This window comes from Aeromonas sp. 600774 (assembly GCF_049175075.1).
Taxonomy (GTDB): Bacteria; Pseudomonadota; Gammaproteobacteria; order Enterobacterales; family Aeromonadaceae; genus Aeromonas; species Aeromonas veronii_A.
Map to the genome: position 1 here is coordinate 1 of NZ_JAAKUJ010000008.1, position 14,938 is coordinate 14,938.

At 60.6% G+C, this 14,938-nt stretch carries 12 protein-coding genes and 4 tRNA genes; 4 read left to right on the forward strand and 12 right to left on the reverse strand.

Features of this window, described 5'->3' with window-relative positions:
- The 10 genes from G5171_RS09960 to pncC all read right to left on the reverse strand — a co-directional run bounded on the left by G5171_RS09960 (window position 1) and on the right by pncC (window position 7,327).
- Window positions 1-77, reverse strand: a tRNA-Arg gene (locus G5171_RS09960).
- Window positions 78-105: 28 nt separating this feature from the next.
- Window positions 106-182, reverse strand: a tRNA-Arg gene (locus tag G5171_RS09965).
- A 100-nt stretch (window positions 183-282) separates the two neighbouring features.
- Window positions 283-359: transfer RNA gene (locus tag G5171_RS09970), tRNA-Arg, on the reverse strand.
- 3 nt (window positions 360-362) lie between these two features.
- Window positions 363-455, reverse strand: a tRNA-Ser gene (locus G5171_RS09975).
- Window positions 456-669: 214 nt separating this feature from the next.
- Window positions 670-858, reverse strand: coding sequence for a carbon storage regulator CsrA (gene csrA, locus G5171_RS09980; protein WP_005336053.1), 189 nt, complete (start codon window positions 856-858; stop codon window positions 670-672).
- 103 nt (window positions 859-961) lie between these two features.
- On the reverse strand, window positions 962-2,200 hold the full coding sequence (locus tag G5171_RS09985) for an aspartate kinase (RefSeq protein ID WP_124241561.1): 1,239 nt from the start codon (window positions 2,198-2,200) through the stop codon (window positions 962-964).
- Window positions 2,201-2,216: 16 nt separating this feature from the next.
- Window positions 2,217-4,841, reverse strand: coding sequence for an alanine--tRNA ligase (gene alaS / locus G5171_RS09990; RefSeq protein ID WP_042033273.1), 2,625 nt, complete (start codon window positions 4,839-4,841; stop codon window positions 2,217-2,219).
- 295 nt (window positions 4,842-5,136) lie between these two features.
- Window positions 5,137-5,646: a regulatory protein RecX gene (locus G5171_RS09995; protein ID WP_421250879.1), complete on the reverse strand. Its 510-nt coding sequence runs from the start codon at window positions 5,644-5,646 to the stop codon at window positions 5,137-5,139.
- 44 nt (window positions 5,647-5,690) lie between these two features.
- Window positions 5,691-6,755, reverse strand: coding sequence for a recombinase RecA (gene recA, locus G5171_RS10000; RefSeq protein ID WP_040068994.1), 1,065 nt, complete (start codon window positions 6,753-6,755; stop codon window positions 5,691-5,693).
- 80 nt (window positions 6,756-6,835) lie between these two features.
- Window positions 6,836-7,327 carry a nicotinamide-nucleotide amidase gene (pncC, locus tag G5171_RS10005; RefSeq protein WP_005357800.1) on the reverse strand — a complete coding sequence of 164 codons (492 nt, stop codon included), beginning with the start codon at window positions 7,325-7,327 and terminating at the stop codon, window positions 6,836-6,838.
- 250 nt (window positions 7,328-7,577) lie between these two features.
- Between pncC and mutS the strand changes: the two genes are divergently transcribed.
- Entirely contained in the window at window positions 7,578-10,160 is a 2,583-nt protein-coding gene (gene mutS / locus G5171_RS10010; protein WP_421250805.1) for a DNA mismatch repair protein MutS, read from the forward strand.
- A 104-nt stretch (window positions 10,161-10,264) separates the two neighbouring features.
- Here the strand turns inward: mutS and ydiK are convergent, their stop codons facing one another.
- Window positions 10,265-11,356, reverse strand: coding sequence for an AI-2E family transporter YdiK (gene ydiK, locus G5171_RS10015; protein ID WP_216952793.1), 1,092 nt, complete (start codon window positions 11,354-11,356; stop codon window positions 10,265-10,267).
- Complete coding sequence (locus G5171_RS10020; protein ID WP_421250806.1) at window positions 11,353-12,732, reverse strand: phosphatase PAP2 family protein; 1,380 nt, start codon at window positions 12,730-12,732, stop codon at window positions 11,353-11,355. Before G5171_RS10020 ends, ydiK begins: the two co-directional genes overlap by 4 nt.
- 185 nt (window positions 12,733-12,917) lie before the next feature.
- Here G5171_RS10020 and G5171_RS10025 point away from each other — a divergent pair, with 185 nt between their 5' ends.
- The 3 genes from G5171_RS10025 to hslO all read left to right on the forward strand — a co-directional run bounded on the left by G5171_RS10025 (window position 12,918) and on the right by hslO (window position 14,908).
- On the forward strand, window positions 12,918-13,295 hold the full coding sequence (locus G5171_RS10025) for a hypothetical protein (RefSeq protein ID WP_421250807.1): 378 nt from the start codon (window positions 12,918-12,920) through the stop codon (window positions 13,293-13,295).
- 252 nt (window positions 13,296-13,547) lie between these two features.
- Complete coding sequence (gene hslR, locus G5171_RS10030; RefSeq protein WP_139748038.1) at window positions 13,548-13,946, forward strand: ribosome-associated heat shock protein Hsp15; 399 nt, start codon at window positions 13,548-13,550, stop codon at window positions 13,944-13,946.
- A gap of 77 nt (window positions 13,947-14,023) precedes the next feature.
- On the forward strand, window positions 14,024-14,908 hold the full coding sequence (gene hslO, locus G5171_RS10035) for an Hsp33 family molecular chaperone HslO (protein WP_421260124.1): 885 nt from the start codon (window positions 14,024-14,026) through the stop codon (window positions 14,906-14,908).
- The last annotated feature ends 30 nt before the right edge of the window (window positions 14,909-14,938 follow it).

Below are 14,938 nucleotides of genomic sequence, written 5' to 3' on the forward strand. Positions count from 1 at the left end.
TGGTGCGCCCGAGAGGATTCGAACCTCTGACCACCTGGTTCGTAGCCAGGTACTCTATCCAGCTGAGCTACGGGCGCTCATAAACTTTTGGTACTGCTTGAAATATGGTGCGCCCGAGAGGATTCGAACCTCTGACCACCTGGTTCGTAGCCAGGTACTCTATCCAGCTGAGCTACGGGCGCCCTGTTTTAAAACGATAAAAAAAGCTTACTTATCAGTAAGCCTTTTACAAAGTGTCGACTTGCTGATGGTCAACACATGACTCTTGCTTGAGTCGTAATATGGTGCGCCCGAGAGGATTCGAACCTCTGACCACCTGGTTCGTAGCCAGGTACTCTATCCAGCTGAGCTACGGGCGCAAATGGCGGAGAAGGGGGGATTCGAACCCCCGATGCGGGTATAAGCCGCATACTCCCTTAGCAGGGGAGCGCCTTCAGCCTCTCGGCCACCTCTCCGTTTGCGGGGCTGATAATACTTCACAGGGATTTTTAGTCAAACACTTTTTTGGAGAAAAAAGTGCGTTCGCTCAGCATTTAGTCAAAGCGTGGAATATTCAAACAATATCGGCACTTATCCCGCAGTTTCGCGCCCTGCAGGGCGATTTCAGGGGCCGAGAAAAAACAAAAGGCGACACATGAGGTGTCGCCTTGTCACAGCCATGAAAGTGGCTTAGAAGCCCGGTTGGCCCGGAACTTTCTCGGCCTGGATGCGCTGGTAGATCTCTTCGCGGTGTACGGAGACCTCTTTCGGCGCGTTAACACCGATACGAACCTGGTTGCCTTTAACGCCCAGTACGGTGACAGTCACTTCATCACCAATCATCAGGGTTTCCCCAACACGACGAGTCAAAATAAGCATTCGCTTGCTCCTGTATCCTGTTTTGTTTTTATATCGATATGCGACATTATCTAACAAAGATACCGATATGGTAAATGGTTGAAACTAAATCAATCAGAGATTGTTAGCCCAAGGGCTGCTCTTGCGGTGCCTGATCCAACCCGAAAGCCGCGTGCAGGGCTCGCACCGCCAGCTCCAGATACTTCTCGTCAATCACCACAGAGATTTTGATTTCAGAGGTCGAGATCAACTGCATGTTGATCCCCTCCTCGCCCAATACCTTGAACATGGTGCGCGCAACACCGGGATGGTTCCACATGCCGACACCGACAATGGAAACCTTGGCAATTTCGCCATTTCCCTGCACGCAGGAGGCGCCAAGTTCGGTTGCGGTCTCCTCCAACAGAGCCCGGGCGCGGCGATAGTCGTCACGATTCACCGTGAAGGTGAAGTCGGCGGTGCCATCTCCCAGGGTGTTCTGCACAATCATGTCGACATCAATGTTGGCGTCGCTGATCGGATTCAGGATCTGCGCAGCTACGGTTGGTCTGTCCGGCACGCCCAGAATGGTCAGACTGGCCTCGTTGCGGTTAAAAGCGATCCCGGATACCAGGGGAGCTTCCATCCTCTCACCTCCATATGTGATTAAGGTTCCCTCTCCATCGATAAAGCTCGACAGCACCCGCAGCGGGACGCGGTACTTGCCCGCAAACTCCACCGAGCGGATCTGCAACACCTTGGCGCCGAGACTGGCCATCTCCAGCATCTCCTCGAAGGTGATGGTGTCGAGACGACGCGCCTTGGGCTCGATGCGCGGATCCGTGGTGTATACCCCATCCACATCGGTAAAGATCTGGCACTCATCGGCCTTGATGGCCGCCGCCACGGCAACCGCCGTGGTATCCGAACCGCCGCGGCCCAGCGTCGTGATGGCGTTATGCTCGTCACGGCCCTGGAAACCGGCGATCACCACCACCTTGCCCGCAGCCAGTTCGGCATGAACCAGCTCGGTGTCGATGTGGGTGATGCGCGCCTTGCCATAGGCGGAATCGGTATGAATCCGCACCTGATCACCGGTCATTGAGACCGCAGGACAACCGCGTTTGTTCAACGCGATCGCCAGCAGTGCTATGGTGACCTGCTCACCGGTGGAGACCAGTACATCCATCTCGCGCCGGTTGGCATCAGGATCCAGTTGCTGGGCCATGCCCAGCAACCGGTTGGTTTCGCCCGACATGGCGGAGACAACCACCACCACGTCGTGTCCCTGGGCGCGGGTCTGCTCGACCCGCTCAGCTACCGCCTCGATCCGCTCCAGTGTGCCGACCGAGGTGCCGCCGTACTTCTGTACATAGAGTGCCACAGATCACCTCGCCCGATTACAGGCGCTCTTCCAGCCAAGAGTGAACGGATTGCAGCGCTGCCGGCACCGCCTCAGGCTGGGTACCACCCGCCTGTGCCATGTCCGGACGGCCACCGCCCTTGCCACCCACCTGCTGGGCAACCAGATTGACCAGCTCACCGGCCTTGACCTTGCCGGTCAGGTCGTTGGTGACGCCCGCGATCAGGTTGACCTTGCCGTCGGCACAGGTTGCCAGCAGCACAACACCGGACTTCATCTGGTTTTTCAGCTCGTCCAGCATGCCGCGCAGGGATTTCGGATCGGCCCCTTCCAGCGCTGCAACCAGCACCTTCTGACCGTTGATCTCGATCACCTGACCCAGCAGGTCGTTACCGGCCTGAGCGGCCAGCTTGGCCTTGAGCTGCTCCAGCTCGCGCTCCATCATCTTGGCCTTGTCCAGCATCTGGCGAACCTTGTCGGCGATGCAGAACTGGTCGCCTTTCACCAGGGCGGCAGCCTCTTCAATCTGCTCGCCAACCTGATGCATGAAGTCGATAGCCGCTTTGCCGGTCACCGCTTCGATACGGCGCACGCCAGCCGCGATACCGCTCTCGGCGATGATCTTGAAGAAGCCGATATCACCGGTACGCTTGGCGTGAGTACCGCCGCACAGCTCGGTGGAGTAGTCGCCCATGCGCACCACTCGCACGTCGTCTTCATATTTCTCACCAAACAGCGCCATGGCACCGGCGGACTTGGCCGCTTCCAGATCCATCAGCTGGGTGGTGATTTCGTGGTTGGCGCGGATCTGGTTGTTGACCAGCTCCTCGACCCGGCGAATGGTCGCCATGGTCAGCCCCTCGAAGTGGGAGAAGTCGAAACGCATGCGCTCGGCTCCAACCAAAGAACCTTTCTGGGTGACATGCTCGCCCAGAGCCTGACGCAGGGCAGCGTGCAGCAGGTGAGTCACGGAGTGGTTCAGGGCGATGGCCTGACGACGGTCAGCGTCTACCACGGCCTCAACCTCGGCCCCTTTCTCCAAGGTGCCCAGCTCCATGTAACCCTTGTGGATGATCGCCTTGCCCGCTTTTAGGGTGTCGGTTACGGCAAAGATGCCGTCGTCCACTTTCAGGGTACCGCTGTCGCCAATCTGGCCACCGGACTCGGCGTAGAAGGGGGTCTCTTCCAGCACGATGACTGCTTCGTCACCGGCGATAAGACCGCTCACCTCTTCCACACCCTTGTAGATGCCGACCACGCGAGTGCGCTCGCTCAGGGTCTTGTAACCGGTGAAGGGGGTCTCGAAGTCGAGCTTGAGCATCTCGTTGTAGTTCACGCCGAAGCTGGACGCTTCCTTGGCACGAGCACGCTGCTTCTCCATCTCGGCCTTGAAGCCCTCTTCATCGATGCCGATCTCGCGCTCGCGCACCACGTCGGCAGTCAGGTCAGCCGGGAAGCCGTAAGTGTCATAGAGCTTGAACACCACTTCGCCCGGAATAACCTTGGCATCGCCCAGGTTGGCCAGAGCATCTTCCAACAGCAGCAGACCGCGATCCAGCGTGCGGACGAACTGCTCCTCTTCGATGCGCAGCACGCGCTCGACCAGCGGCAGCTGGGCGATCAGCTCGGCAGCGACATCCTTCATCTGCACTGCCAGCTCGGCAGCCAGTTTGTAGAAGAAGACATCGGTAGCGCCCAGCTTGCGACCGTGACGCACGGCGCGGCGGATGATGCGGCGCAGCACATAGCCACGGCCTTCGTTGGACGGCATCACGCCATCTGCCACCAGGAAGGCGCAAGAGCGGATGTGGTCAGCGATGACGCGCAGGGACTGGTTGCTCAGATCGGTGGTGCCGACAATCTCGGCCGCTTTCTTGATCAGCGCCTGGAAGATGTCGATTTCGTAGTTGGAGTGCACACCCTGCATGATGGCGGAGATCCGCTCCAGACCCATGCCGGTATCCACGGACGGACGGGGCAGCGGCTCCATAGTGCCGTCAGCCTGACGGTTGAACTGCATGAAGACCACGTTCCAGATCTCGATGAAACGGTCACCATCCTCTTCCGGTGAGCCGGGACGGCCACCCCAGATGTGATCGCCGTGGTCATAGAAGATCTCGGTGCAGGGACCGCACGGGCCGGTATCGCCCATCGCCCAGAAGTTGTCGGAAGCGTAAGGGGCACCCTTGTTGTCACCGATGCGCACGATGCGATCGGCCGGGACACCGACCTCTTTTTCCCAGATATCGAAAGCTTCATCGTCAGTCGCGTAGACGGTCACCAGCAGGCGATCTTTCGGCAGCTGCAGCACCTCGGTCAGGAAGCCCCATGCAAACTTGATGGCATCCTGTTTGAAGTAGTCACCGAAGCTGAAGTTGCCCAACATTTCGAAGAAGGTGTGGTGACGAGCGGTATAGCCGACGTTTTCCAGATCGTTGTGCTTACCACCGGCACGCACGCAACGCTGGGAAGTCGTCGCGCGATTGTAGGCACGCTTGTCTGCGCCAAGGAACACATCCTTGAACTGGTTCATACCCGCGTTGGTAAACAACAGGGTCGGGTCGTTATGCGGTACCAGCGAGCTGGAGGAGACAACCTGGTGCCCCTGGGAACGGAAATACTCGAGAAACGCAGCGCGAATCTCTGACGTGGACATATACATGGAAAATCCTGCTTGATTCGAATACGGACTTTTAACCGCATTAATGTAAGTTTTCTGCGGGGTAAAGTAAAACGGACAGGGCCGCCACGGGCGAAAAAGCGCACATAAACGGGCCAGAAAAGAGCGCCACTGCTCACAGTGGCTTTTTCCACCGTCGAGAGGCAAAAAAGCCGCGCACAAAGAGGGATGAGATGAACAAAAGACGGTTTTTTCGGAATTGCGCTCGCAACCTACTGAGCCGGCAGGAAAAACCTGCCACAAGGAGAGGTAAGACGACTGTTGCCACGCAGTGGCGTTACTCCTCCCGCTCCTGCAGGGCAGAGATAGCGTAACGTGCCTGATCCTGGGTAAAACCGCGCCCCAGCAGATATTTGAGCCACTTCATCCGCAGCTTGAAATCCGCCAGATCGGCCACCCGGGCGCGCCGTTCGAGCAGGGCAAACGCCAGTTCGAACCAGTCCAGCTCCGGCTGATCGAATGCGGCATCAATCTGCATATCGTCGAGTCCCTTGCGGCGCAGATCGAAGCGGATCTTGATGGGGCCATGCCCCTTGGCGGCACCGGCCCGTACTGCCATACCGCCGTAACGCTCGTCATTGACCCAGTTGTAACCGCGGCAGTAGTCGACCACCGCCTCGATCACCTCTTCATTGAAGCCCTGCTGGCGCAGGCGTCTAGCCAGCTCTGACTCGGCACTCTCGCGACGGGCCAGACTGCGCATGGCAAAGGCGCGAGCGGCGGTAAGCTGCTCGGCAAAGGTCGGCTCGGCAGGTTCGACCGGTTCGGTAACGGATTCATCAACCATCATAAATAACAAGGCCGGGTATCTACCCGGCCTTCCTTTGTTCCTTATTCGAACTCTTGTTCGCTTTCGGCATCGAACTCTTCTGCCTCAACCGGTGCAGCCTTGTCATCGACTGGCACGGCACCGGAGAGCAGCAGCTCGCGCAGGCGGGCTTCCACTTCGCCAGCCATCACCTTGTTCTCGGCGAACAGCTTCATCACGTTGGCCTTGCCCTGGCCGATCTTCTCGCCGTTGTAGCTGTACCAGGCGCCGGCCTTGTCGATCAGCTTGTGCTTGACACCGAGATCCACCAGCTCGCCCTCTTTGGAGATACCGGCACCGTAGAAGATCTGGAATTCAGCCTGCTTGAAGGGCGGGGCAACCTTGTTCTTGACCACTTTAACGCGGGTCTCGTTACCGACCACTTCGTCACCTTCCTTGATGGCGCCGATACGACGGATATCCAGACGCACTGAGGCGTAGAACTTGAGCGCGTTACCACCGGTAGTGGTCTCCGGGCTACCGAACATGACGCCGATCTTCATCCGGATCTGGTTGATGAAGATGCACAGGCAGTTGGCGTTCTTGATGTTGGCAGTCAGCTTGCGCAGCGCCTGGGACATCAGACGGGCCTGCAGACCAACGTGGGAGTCACCCATCTCCCCTTCGATTTCCGCTTTCGGCGTCAGGGCCGCCACGGAGTCGACGATGATGACGTCAACCGCGTTGGAGCGAACCAGCATGTCGCAGATCTCCAGCGCCTGTTCGCCGGTATCCGGCTGGGAGATCAGCAGGTCGTCGACGTTGACGCCCAGCTTGGCAGCATAGATAGGGTCGAGGGCGTGTTCCGCATCGACGAAGGCACAGGTTTTGCCCTTCTTCTGGGCTTCCGCGATCACCTGCAGGGTGAGGGTGGTTTTACCGGAAGATTCCGGGCCGTAGATCTCGACGATACGGCCACACGGCAGACCGCCAATGCCCAGCGCCACGTCCAGCGAGAGGGAACCGGTAGAGATGGCTTCGATATCCATGGTCTTGCTGTCGCCCAGACGCATGATGGAACCTTTGCCGAACTGCTTTTCAATCTGACCCAGCGCAGCCGCCAGTGCCTTCTGTTTGTTCTGATCCATGCCAATCTCCGCTGGAAATCGTGAGTAAGAAGTGAAGTTGGGCTAAGTATACTGTCTATTCATACAGTATCAAGCCCAATTTATCTGAGCAGGGCCAACAGACCCGACAAGGCCTGTCTCACCGCCTGCTGGCGTACCTGTCGGCGATCCCCGTCGAAGCGGGCGAGCAGGGAGTGGTGACGGCCGTTGCGGTCGGCCCAGGCGAACCAGACGGTGCCGACCGGCTTGCCTTCGGTGGCGCCGCCGGGGCCAGCGATGCCACTGATAGCAACGCTGATGGAGGCAGACGAGTGCGCCAGCGCGCCGCGGGCCATCTCCAGCACCACCGCCTCGCTCACTGCACCGTGCTGTTCAAGGCTATCGCTGCTCACCCCCAGCATCTGCTGTTTGGCCTCGTTGGTGTAGGTGACAAAACCGCGATCGAACCAGCCGGAGCTACCCGCGATGTCGGTGATGGCGCTGGCCACCCCGCCGCCGGTACAGGATTCGGCGGTCGCCGCCAGCCAGCCCCGTTGACCGAGGGCCCGTCCCAGCTCGATGGCAAGGTGCTCTATCTCTGCATCCAGTTTCATCACGACTCCTTATGATCCGCTCAAGGGGCACATTATGCGATCCCGCTAGCGCCGCCCGCAACCACGGCAGACCGCCCTTGCCTGCCGCAATGTGAGGTGCCGCACCGGTGTCATGCCTTCAATAGTGCAGAACAACCGCGCCCGGAACACCCGCTCCCCCGGCGCGGCGCTTATGTGTAGAATGGCGCCATCAAGCTTAAGGCTCATCACCGCAGACCCGGGCCCGCAGAGGCCCCTTCTGGAATAGAACATGACCGCACAACACCAAGCTACTGGCGCTGCGCCAAGCGCCAATCTCAGCGCCCACACGCCCATGATGCAGCAGTATCTGACCCTCAAGGCCGAGAACCCGGAGATCCTGCTGTTCTACCGGATGGGCGACTTCTACGAGTTGTTCTATGACGATGCCCGCAAGGCCTCCCAGCTGCTCGATATCTCCCTGACCAAGCGTGGCCAGTCAGCTGGCAGCCCCATCCCGATGGCGGGTGTTCCCTATCATGCCATCGAGGGCTATCTGGCCAAGCTGGTGCAGCTCGGCGAATCGGCCGCCATCTGCGAACAGGTGGGGGATCCCGCCACCAGCAAGGGGCCGGTGGAGCGCAAGGTCATTCGCATCATCACCCCGGGCACCGTCTCCGACGAGGCACTGCTCAGCGAGCGACAGGACAACCTGATCGCCGCCGTCTACCACGATGGCCGCCGCTTCGGCTATGGCACCATGGATATCGGCTCCGGACGCTTCTTCATCAACCAGTTCGAGAAAGAAGAGACCCTGCTGGCGGAGCTGCAGCGCACCAATCCGGCGGAGCTGCTCTACCCCGAATCCTTCGCCTTCCTACACCACGTCGAGGGTCGCCGTGGCCTGCGTCGCCGCCCGGAGTGGGAGTTTGAGCTGGGCACCGCCCGCAAGCTGCTCTGCCAGCAATTCGGCACCCAGGATCTGGTGGGCTTTGGCGTCGAGCAGAGCGAGACTGCCCTGTGCGCCGCCGGTTGCCTGATGCAGTACGTCAAGGACACCCAGCGCACCGCCCTGCCCCACATCCGCAACGTGCGCCTCGAACAGCCGGATCACGCCGTCATCATGGATGCCGCCACCCGCCGCAATCTGGAGCTGACCCAGAATCTGGCCGGTGGCTACGAAAATACCCTGGCCGAGGTGCTGGATCGCACCGCCACCCCCATGGGCAGCCGCCTGCTCAAGCGCTGGATCCACCAGCCGATCCGCGATCGGGTGATCCTGAAAGGTCGCCAGAGCACCATCAAGGAGCTCATTGAGCAGAACCTCTACGACGAGTTGGGCAACCTGCTGCGTCAGGTGGGTGATGTGGAGCGGGTGCTGGCCCGTCTCGCCCTGCGCTCGGCCCGCCCGCGCGACCTCACCCGCCTGCGTCAGGCCTTCGCCCAGTTACCCGAGTTGCAGCGCCTGCTGGCGGACAACGAGCACGAAGCGGTGCAACAACTGGCCGAGCGGGCCAGCACCTTCCCCGAGCTGCTCGACCTGCTGGAGCGCGCGGTGATGGAGGTGCCGCCAGTGCTAATCCGCGATGGTGGCGTCATCCGTGACGGCTTCAATCAGGAGCTGGACGAGCTGCGGGATCTCGCCAACGGCGCCACCGCCAGCCTCGCCCGCATCGAGGAGCGGGAGAAGCTGCTGACCGGCATCAATACCCTCAAGGTGGGCTACAACAAGGTGCACGGCTTCTACATTGAGGTGAGCCGCGCCAACAGCCATCTGGTGCCGGCCCACTACATCCGCCGCCAGACCCTCAAGAACAACGAACGCTACATCATCGATGAGCTGAAGAAGTACGAGGACAAGGTACTCACCGCCCAGTCCCAGGCGCTGGCGCTGGAGAAACGGCTCTACGAAGAGCTGCTCGATGCCCTGCTGCCCCACCTCGGCGATCTGCAGGATTCCGCCGCCGCACTGGCGGAGCTGGACGTGCTGGCCAACCTGGCCGAGCGGGCCGAGACCCTCGACTATCGCTGCCCGACCCTCATCGATGAGGATCAGATCCTGATCGAGGCGGGCCGCCATCCGGTGGTTGAGCAGGTAATGACAGATCCCTTTATCGCCAACCCTATCCGGCTGGAGCGTGAGCGGCGGATGCTGATCATCACAGGCCCCAACATGGGCGGTAAATCGACCTACATGCGCCAGACCGCGCTGATCGTGCTGCTGGCCCATATCGGCGCCTTCGTGCCCGCCGACAGCGCCCGCATCGGCCCCATCGACCGCATCTTCACCCGCATCGGAGCGTCAGACGATCTCGCCTCCGGCCGCTCCACCTTTATGGTGGAGATGACCGAGACCGCCAATATCCTCAACAACGCCACCGCCCGCAGTCTGGTGCTGATGGACGAGATTGGCCGCGGCACCAGCACCTACGACGGTCTCTCGCTGGCGTGGGCCTGCGCCGAACAGCTGGCGAGCAAGATTGGCGCCTACACCCTGTTCGCTACCCACTACTTCGAGCTGACCCGCCTGCCCGAGCTGATGAGCGGGCTGGCCAACGTCCATCTCGATGCGGTGGAGCACGGCGACACCATTGCCTTTATGCACGCGGTGCAGGAAGGGGCGGCCAGCCGCTCCTACGGCCTGCAAGTAGCGGCACTGGCGGGGGTACCCAAATCGGTGATCCAGCAGGCCCGTCACAAACTGCATGAGCTGGAGAGCGCCACTCCGGCCGCCGCCGGTGAAAGCCGCCCGGCTCCGGTGACCCTCGCCCCGCAGCCTCATCCGGTGGTGGAAGAGCTGGAAGCAGTGCGCCCGGACGAGCTCACCCCGCGCCAGGCACTGGACCTGCTCTATCGCCTCAAGCAGATGCTGTGAACAACCGCTGCGGCTCAGGTATGAAACAACTGGCCTGACGCTGTCATCATCAACAAAAGAGCCGCCCATCGGGCGGCTCTTTGCATCGTCTTTTTATAGAACCGTCAATCTATACTGGGCGCTGCCGCGATATGGGTCGCCTCTGACTGGTGGTCACCCTCCTTGATCCAGGCATCCAGCAAGGTATAAGCCACAGCCAGCACCACGGGGCCGATAAACAGACCGATGATCCCCATCGCCAGCAGGCCGCCGATAACCCCCACCAGAATGAGAATGAGGGGCAGATTGGCACCGCGTTTGATCAGGAAGGGACGCAGGAAGTTGTCCATTGTGCCGGCGATCAGCGACCAGACCAGCAGGAAGGTGCCCCAGGTAGTATCACCGCTCCAGTAGAGATAACCGACACAGGAGATCAGCACCGGAAAGGGACCTATCTGGGCGACGATGAGCAGGAACATTACCACCACCAGAACCATGGTGTAGGGGATGCCAGCGATCCACAGCCCCACCCCGGCCACCGAGGATTGCACCAGCGCAGTAACCACCACCCCCATGGCCACGGCGCGGATCGCCTGGGAAGCCAGCACGGTCGCATTGTCACCGCGATCCCCGGCCAGCCGGTGGGCAAAGCGGCGAATGCCGGTCGCCACCACTTCACCGGAGTGATAGAGCAGACCACAGATACCGACCGTCAGCAGGAAGTGGACCAGCAGCATGCCCAGATTACCGGCCTGAGCAGCCAGCCAGCGCGCCGTCTGACCGAAGTAGGGCGCCAGCTTGGCAAACAGCACCTGACCACCGCTCGCCAGAATTTGCTGCCAGAAGTCATAGAGCTTGCCGCCCACCAGCGGGATCTGCTGCAACCAGAGCAGCTCGGGCGGAGGCGACTGGCTGATATTGGTCCCCAGTTCGATCAGCATGGGGGCTTTCTCCGCCACATTGGCCAGTGTCATAAAGAGCGGAATGACAAACATCAGCAATAGCACCAGGCTCATAAAGAGAGCGGCCAGCGCACGCTTGCCCCACAGCAACCGCTGCACCATCAACATCAGTGGCCAGGTAGCGATGGTGATCATGGTGGCCCACACCAGTGCGGGCAGGAAGGGGCGCAGCACCATAAAGCAGGAGATGATCAGGAGGCTGAGAAACAGCACCCCCAAGGTTATCTTGGCCAAATCCACTTTTTTCATATTCATAGAGTTCCCCTTGCAGGGCGTCCGCCCCTGGGTCGTGAGTCTTGTTTCAAGAGAGAGAGTATCCACCAGAGGCCGACGCTCAACCAGAGCCCCAGCCCGAAAAAGAGCACAAACTGTCCAAGCAGTATGATCAACGAGCTACTGGTCAGCAGCGGCAACAGCCACAGGCCGGCACCGATCAGCAAGCAGCCCGCCAGCACAACGCCCCCTGTAAGCAGCGGGGGATAACCAGCTCGAACGAGGGCCGCATTTCCCCCGAGCCAGAGGCCCAGCGCTACCAGCCCGATACCGGTCAGATGGGCCGATTGGGTCAGTCCCCCGAGCGCCAGCGCCGCGGCAATCAGCAGCAACCAGCCTGCCACAAGCCCATCCGTACGCCAGCAGGGACGAGCAGCCAGCAGTATGGCGCCCATCAGCAGCCCCGCCACTACGTCAGAGATAAAGTGTGCCCCAAGCCAGACCCGCGCCAGACCGGTGGTAAGGGCCAGCAGCAGCGCCAGCGAGTAGGCCAGCCCGCGCCGGGCAGGCCAGAGCCAGCCAAGCAGCGCGCCCCAGAACAGCAGGGCCGAGGCGGTGTGACCGCTCGGCATGCCAAAGCCCTGGGCACTGTGAGTCGCCAGTTCAGGTTGCAGATGGAAGGGGCGCGGCCAGCCGATCCCCTCCTTGCTCGCCTGCACCAACAGCCCGAGCCAGAGCATGGCAAAGAGCAGCTGGCGCAGCCGTGGCCACCCCAGCAGCGGGAGCAGCAAAGGTATCAGGGCAAGCTGAAAGCCGCCTGAACCAAACAGATTACTGACCGACAGCCACCAGACATCGGGCCCCAGCCACTGTTGCAGGCGCATCATCAGCGGGATCTCGGCCTGATGCAGCGCATTGCCCTGCGCCACGAAATCGGCCTGCCAGTGCACCTCGCTCTCGGGCAGCTCGCCAAGCCGGGCTTGCAGCCAGTCGAGCTGATCCGGGAAGCGGCGCTGTGCGCGGGGCAGCTTGTCCACCGCGATCAAGCGGGCGTTGAGGATCTCCCCGCCCAGATTGGGGGCCTGCAGCAGCGAGACAAAATCGGAATCTTGCTGGGCGACGATAGGCTCCAGAGTGCGGCAGGCAAAGACCTGCGCTTTCTGCCAGCGGCCAAGATCCGCGACGACTTCGCCGCGCAGGCCGGTCTCTTCATACAGCTCGCGCAGCGCCGCCTGTTCGGGGCGCTCATCGCCATCTATGTAGCCGCCGCTCAGGCTGTAGCGGGAGGAGATGCGATCCTGCACCAGCAGCAATTGATCCTGATGGCGGATGGCGCAGACTGCCGCCGTCGGTTCGGCGCTCAGGGCTGGCAGAGCGGTAAACAGCGCCAGCAACAGTAAAAAGAGGGTTCTCGACATCAATTTGCTTTCCCTATGCACAATGGCGACAAGCCTCCCAGAAATCAGATAGTTGGGCAATGCTGGCAGCCTGTTTAGCGCTGATCCGGCCATGATGGCCGCACCGGGAAGATTGCGATGAGCGAGGGCACTCCCTACTATTGGCGGCTATCTTCAATGTCATGCAGCAACCGCTGGAGCCCTCCATGAGACAGTTCGGCTTTTTCCTCGGCATCGCCATCGGTGTCATCCTGATCCTGTTCGGCAGCATCGTCATCTTTCAGGCCCTGCCTGCGGCACTGGACGTGCTGGAGATGCCAAGCAGCATCCCGTTCGTGCGCGAGGTCTACACCTGGCTGATGACCAGCGCCAACGGCCTCACCGCCCAGCTGGAGCAGAACTTCCTGGAAGCGTTCCAGACCGTGCTCAAGCTGATCCTGCTCATCACCTTCATGTGGGTCTGCGTCAAGCTGGTCAACATGGGGGTGCTGATTATCCGTGCCGGGGTTGACCTGATCCGCACCGCCATCGCCCACAGCGAAGGCAAGGAGGAGAAGAAAGTCGAACCGCAGGATCGCTTCTGATCACCGACCTGACCGGCCAATTGCACTGAACGATGGCGCCCCGCGAGGGGCGACATCTTTTATGCAACATATGGCAGGCAATCTACCCCTTACGGCCAGATCCCCCGCTTTTCCCTTGTTAATCAGCAAACTGCCCATATGTTGCGTGGTCAGGACAACAGCGGGGCACGCCTTCGCTGCCGGCCGGTTTCTATCCAGCGGCCCGCCTCTGGTATAATCGACCACCCCTTTTCCCCGTTATGGAGCCGGTTCATGGCCAATCATCCGGAAAGCGCCCTTGAGGTTCGTCTCGACAAGTGGTTGTGGGCGGCCCGTTTCTACAAGACCCGCTCCATTGCTCGGGATCAGATAGACGGGGGCAAGGTGCACTACAATGGTCAGCGCAGCAAACCGGGCAAACAGGTGGAAGTGGGGGCACTGATCCGCTTCTGGCAGGGGCAGGACGAACGCGAAGTGCGGGTGCTGGCCTTGAGCGAGCAACGCAAATCGGCCCCGCTGGCCCAGCAGCTCTATGAAGAGACTGCCGAGAGCCTGAAAAAACGGGCCGAGAACAGCGAGGCGCGCCGCTTCAACAGCCAGTTTGCCCCCAGCCCCGAGCGCCGCCCCGACAAGCAGGAGCGACGCCAGTTGCTCAAGGTCAAACAGTACTGACCGACCCCGATTTGATACCGGGCTGGCATCAACCCCAGCCCGCCCGATTTACCTCACCGAAAAGCTAGGAATACATGATGAGCAACCAAGATCTGCTGTATCGCTATCTGTTTGAAGAGTACGAAGTACGTGGCGAGCTGGTCCAGCTGGATCACACCTACCGCCACGTGGTGGAAGCCCAGAGCTACCCGGTGCAGGTGCAAAAGCTGCTGGGCGAGCTGCTGGTCGCCACCAGCCTGCTGACCGCTACCCTCAAGTTTGAAGGCTCCATCACAGTGCAGCTGCAGGGCGATGGCCCGGTGCGTCTGGCCGTGATCAACGGTGACAACAACCAGCAGTTGCGCGGCGTGGCACGCTATGAGGGCGAGCTGCCGAGCGACGACAAACTGCAGAGCCTGATCGGCAACGGCCAGCTGGTCATCACCATCACGCCGGAACAGGGCGAACGCTATCAGGGCATCATCGCGCTGGACGCCGACACCCTGGCTGGCTGTCTGGAGCACTACTTCGCCCAGTCCGAACAGCTGGCGACCAAGCTGTGGATCCGTACCGGTTACCATGAAGGGCAACCCCGCGCCGCCGGCATCATGCTGCAGGAACTGCCAGCCCAGAGCGAGGATCACAGCGACGACTTCGAGCACCTGACCCAGCTCACCAGCACCATCAAGGATGAAGAGCTGTTTGGTCTGGAAGCCGAAGAGATCCTCTACCGTCTCTACCATCAGGACAAGGTGCGGGTGTTCGATCCGCAGGCGGTCGAGTTCCGCTGCACCTGCTCCCGCGAGCGCTGCGAAGGGGCCCTGCTGCAGATAGAAAAGGAAGAGGTGATGGATATGGTGCAGGAGCTCGGCAAGATCGACATGCACTGTGATTATTGCGGCGCCCAGTACCAATTTAATGGGATCGATGTCGAAACCCTGTTCAGCAGGGCTCCCGGCAATGATGCAAACAAGTTACACTAATTAAAGGCGGGCAAAACCCGCCTTTAACTT

Excerpts from the sequence above, each read along its gene's own strand:
- alaS (WP_042033273.1), bottom strand. The coding sequence starts at position 4,841 with ATGTATATGTCCACGTCAGAGATTCGCGCTGCGTTTCTCGAGTATTTC.
- ydiK (WP_216952793.1), bottom strand. The coding sequence starts at position 11,356 with ATGAATATGAAAAAAGTGGATTTGGCCAAGATAACCTTGGGGGTGCTG.
- mutS (WP_421250805.1), top strand. The coding sequence starts at position 7,578 with ATGACCGCACAACACCAAGCTACTGGCGCTGCGCCAAGCGCCAATCTC.
- pncC (WP_005357800.1), bottom strand. The coding sequence starts at position 7,327 with ATGAAACTGGATGCAGAGATAGAGCACCTTGCCATCGAGCTGGGACGG.
- G5171_RS10020 (WP_421250806.1), bottom strand. The coding sequence starts at position 12,732 with ATGTCGAGAACCCTCTTTTTACTGTTGCTGGCGCTGTTTACCGCTCTG.
- hslR (WP_139748038.1), top strand. The coding sequence starts at position 13,548 with ATGGCCAATCATCCGGAAAGCGCCCTTGAGGTTCGTCTCGACAAGTGG.
- G5171_RS09995 (WP_421250879.1), bottom strand. The coding sequence starts at position 5,646 with ATGGTTGATGAATCCGTTACCGAACCGGTCGAACCTGCCGAGCCGACC.
- recA (WP_040068994.1), bottom strand. The coding sequence starts at position 6,755 with ATGGATCAGAACAAACAGAAGGCACTGGCGGCTGCGCTGGGTCAGATT.
- G5171_RS10025 (WP_421250807.1), top strand. The coding sequence starts at position 12,918 with ATGAGACAGTTCGGCTTTTTCCTCGGCATCGCCATCGGTGTCATCCTG.
- csrA (WP_005336053.1), bottom strand. The coding sequence starts at position 858 with ATGCTTATTTTGACTCGTCGTGTTGGGGAAACCCTGATGATTGGTGAT.
- hslO (WP_421260124.1), top strand. The coding sequence starts at position 14,024 with ATGAGCAACCAAGATCTGCTGTATCGCTATCTGTTTGAAGAGTACGAA.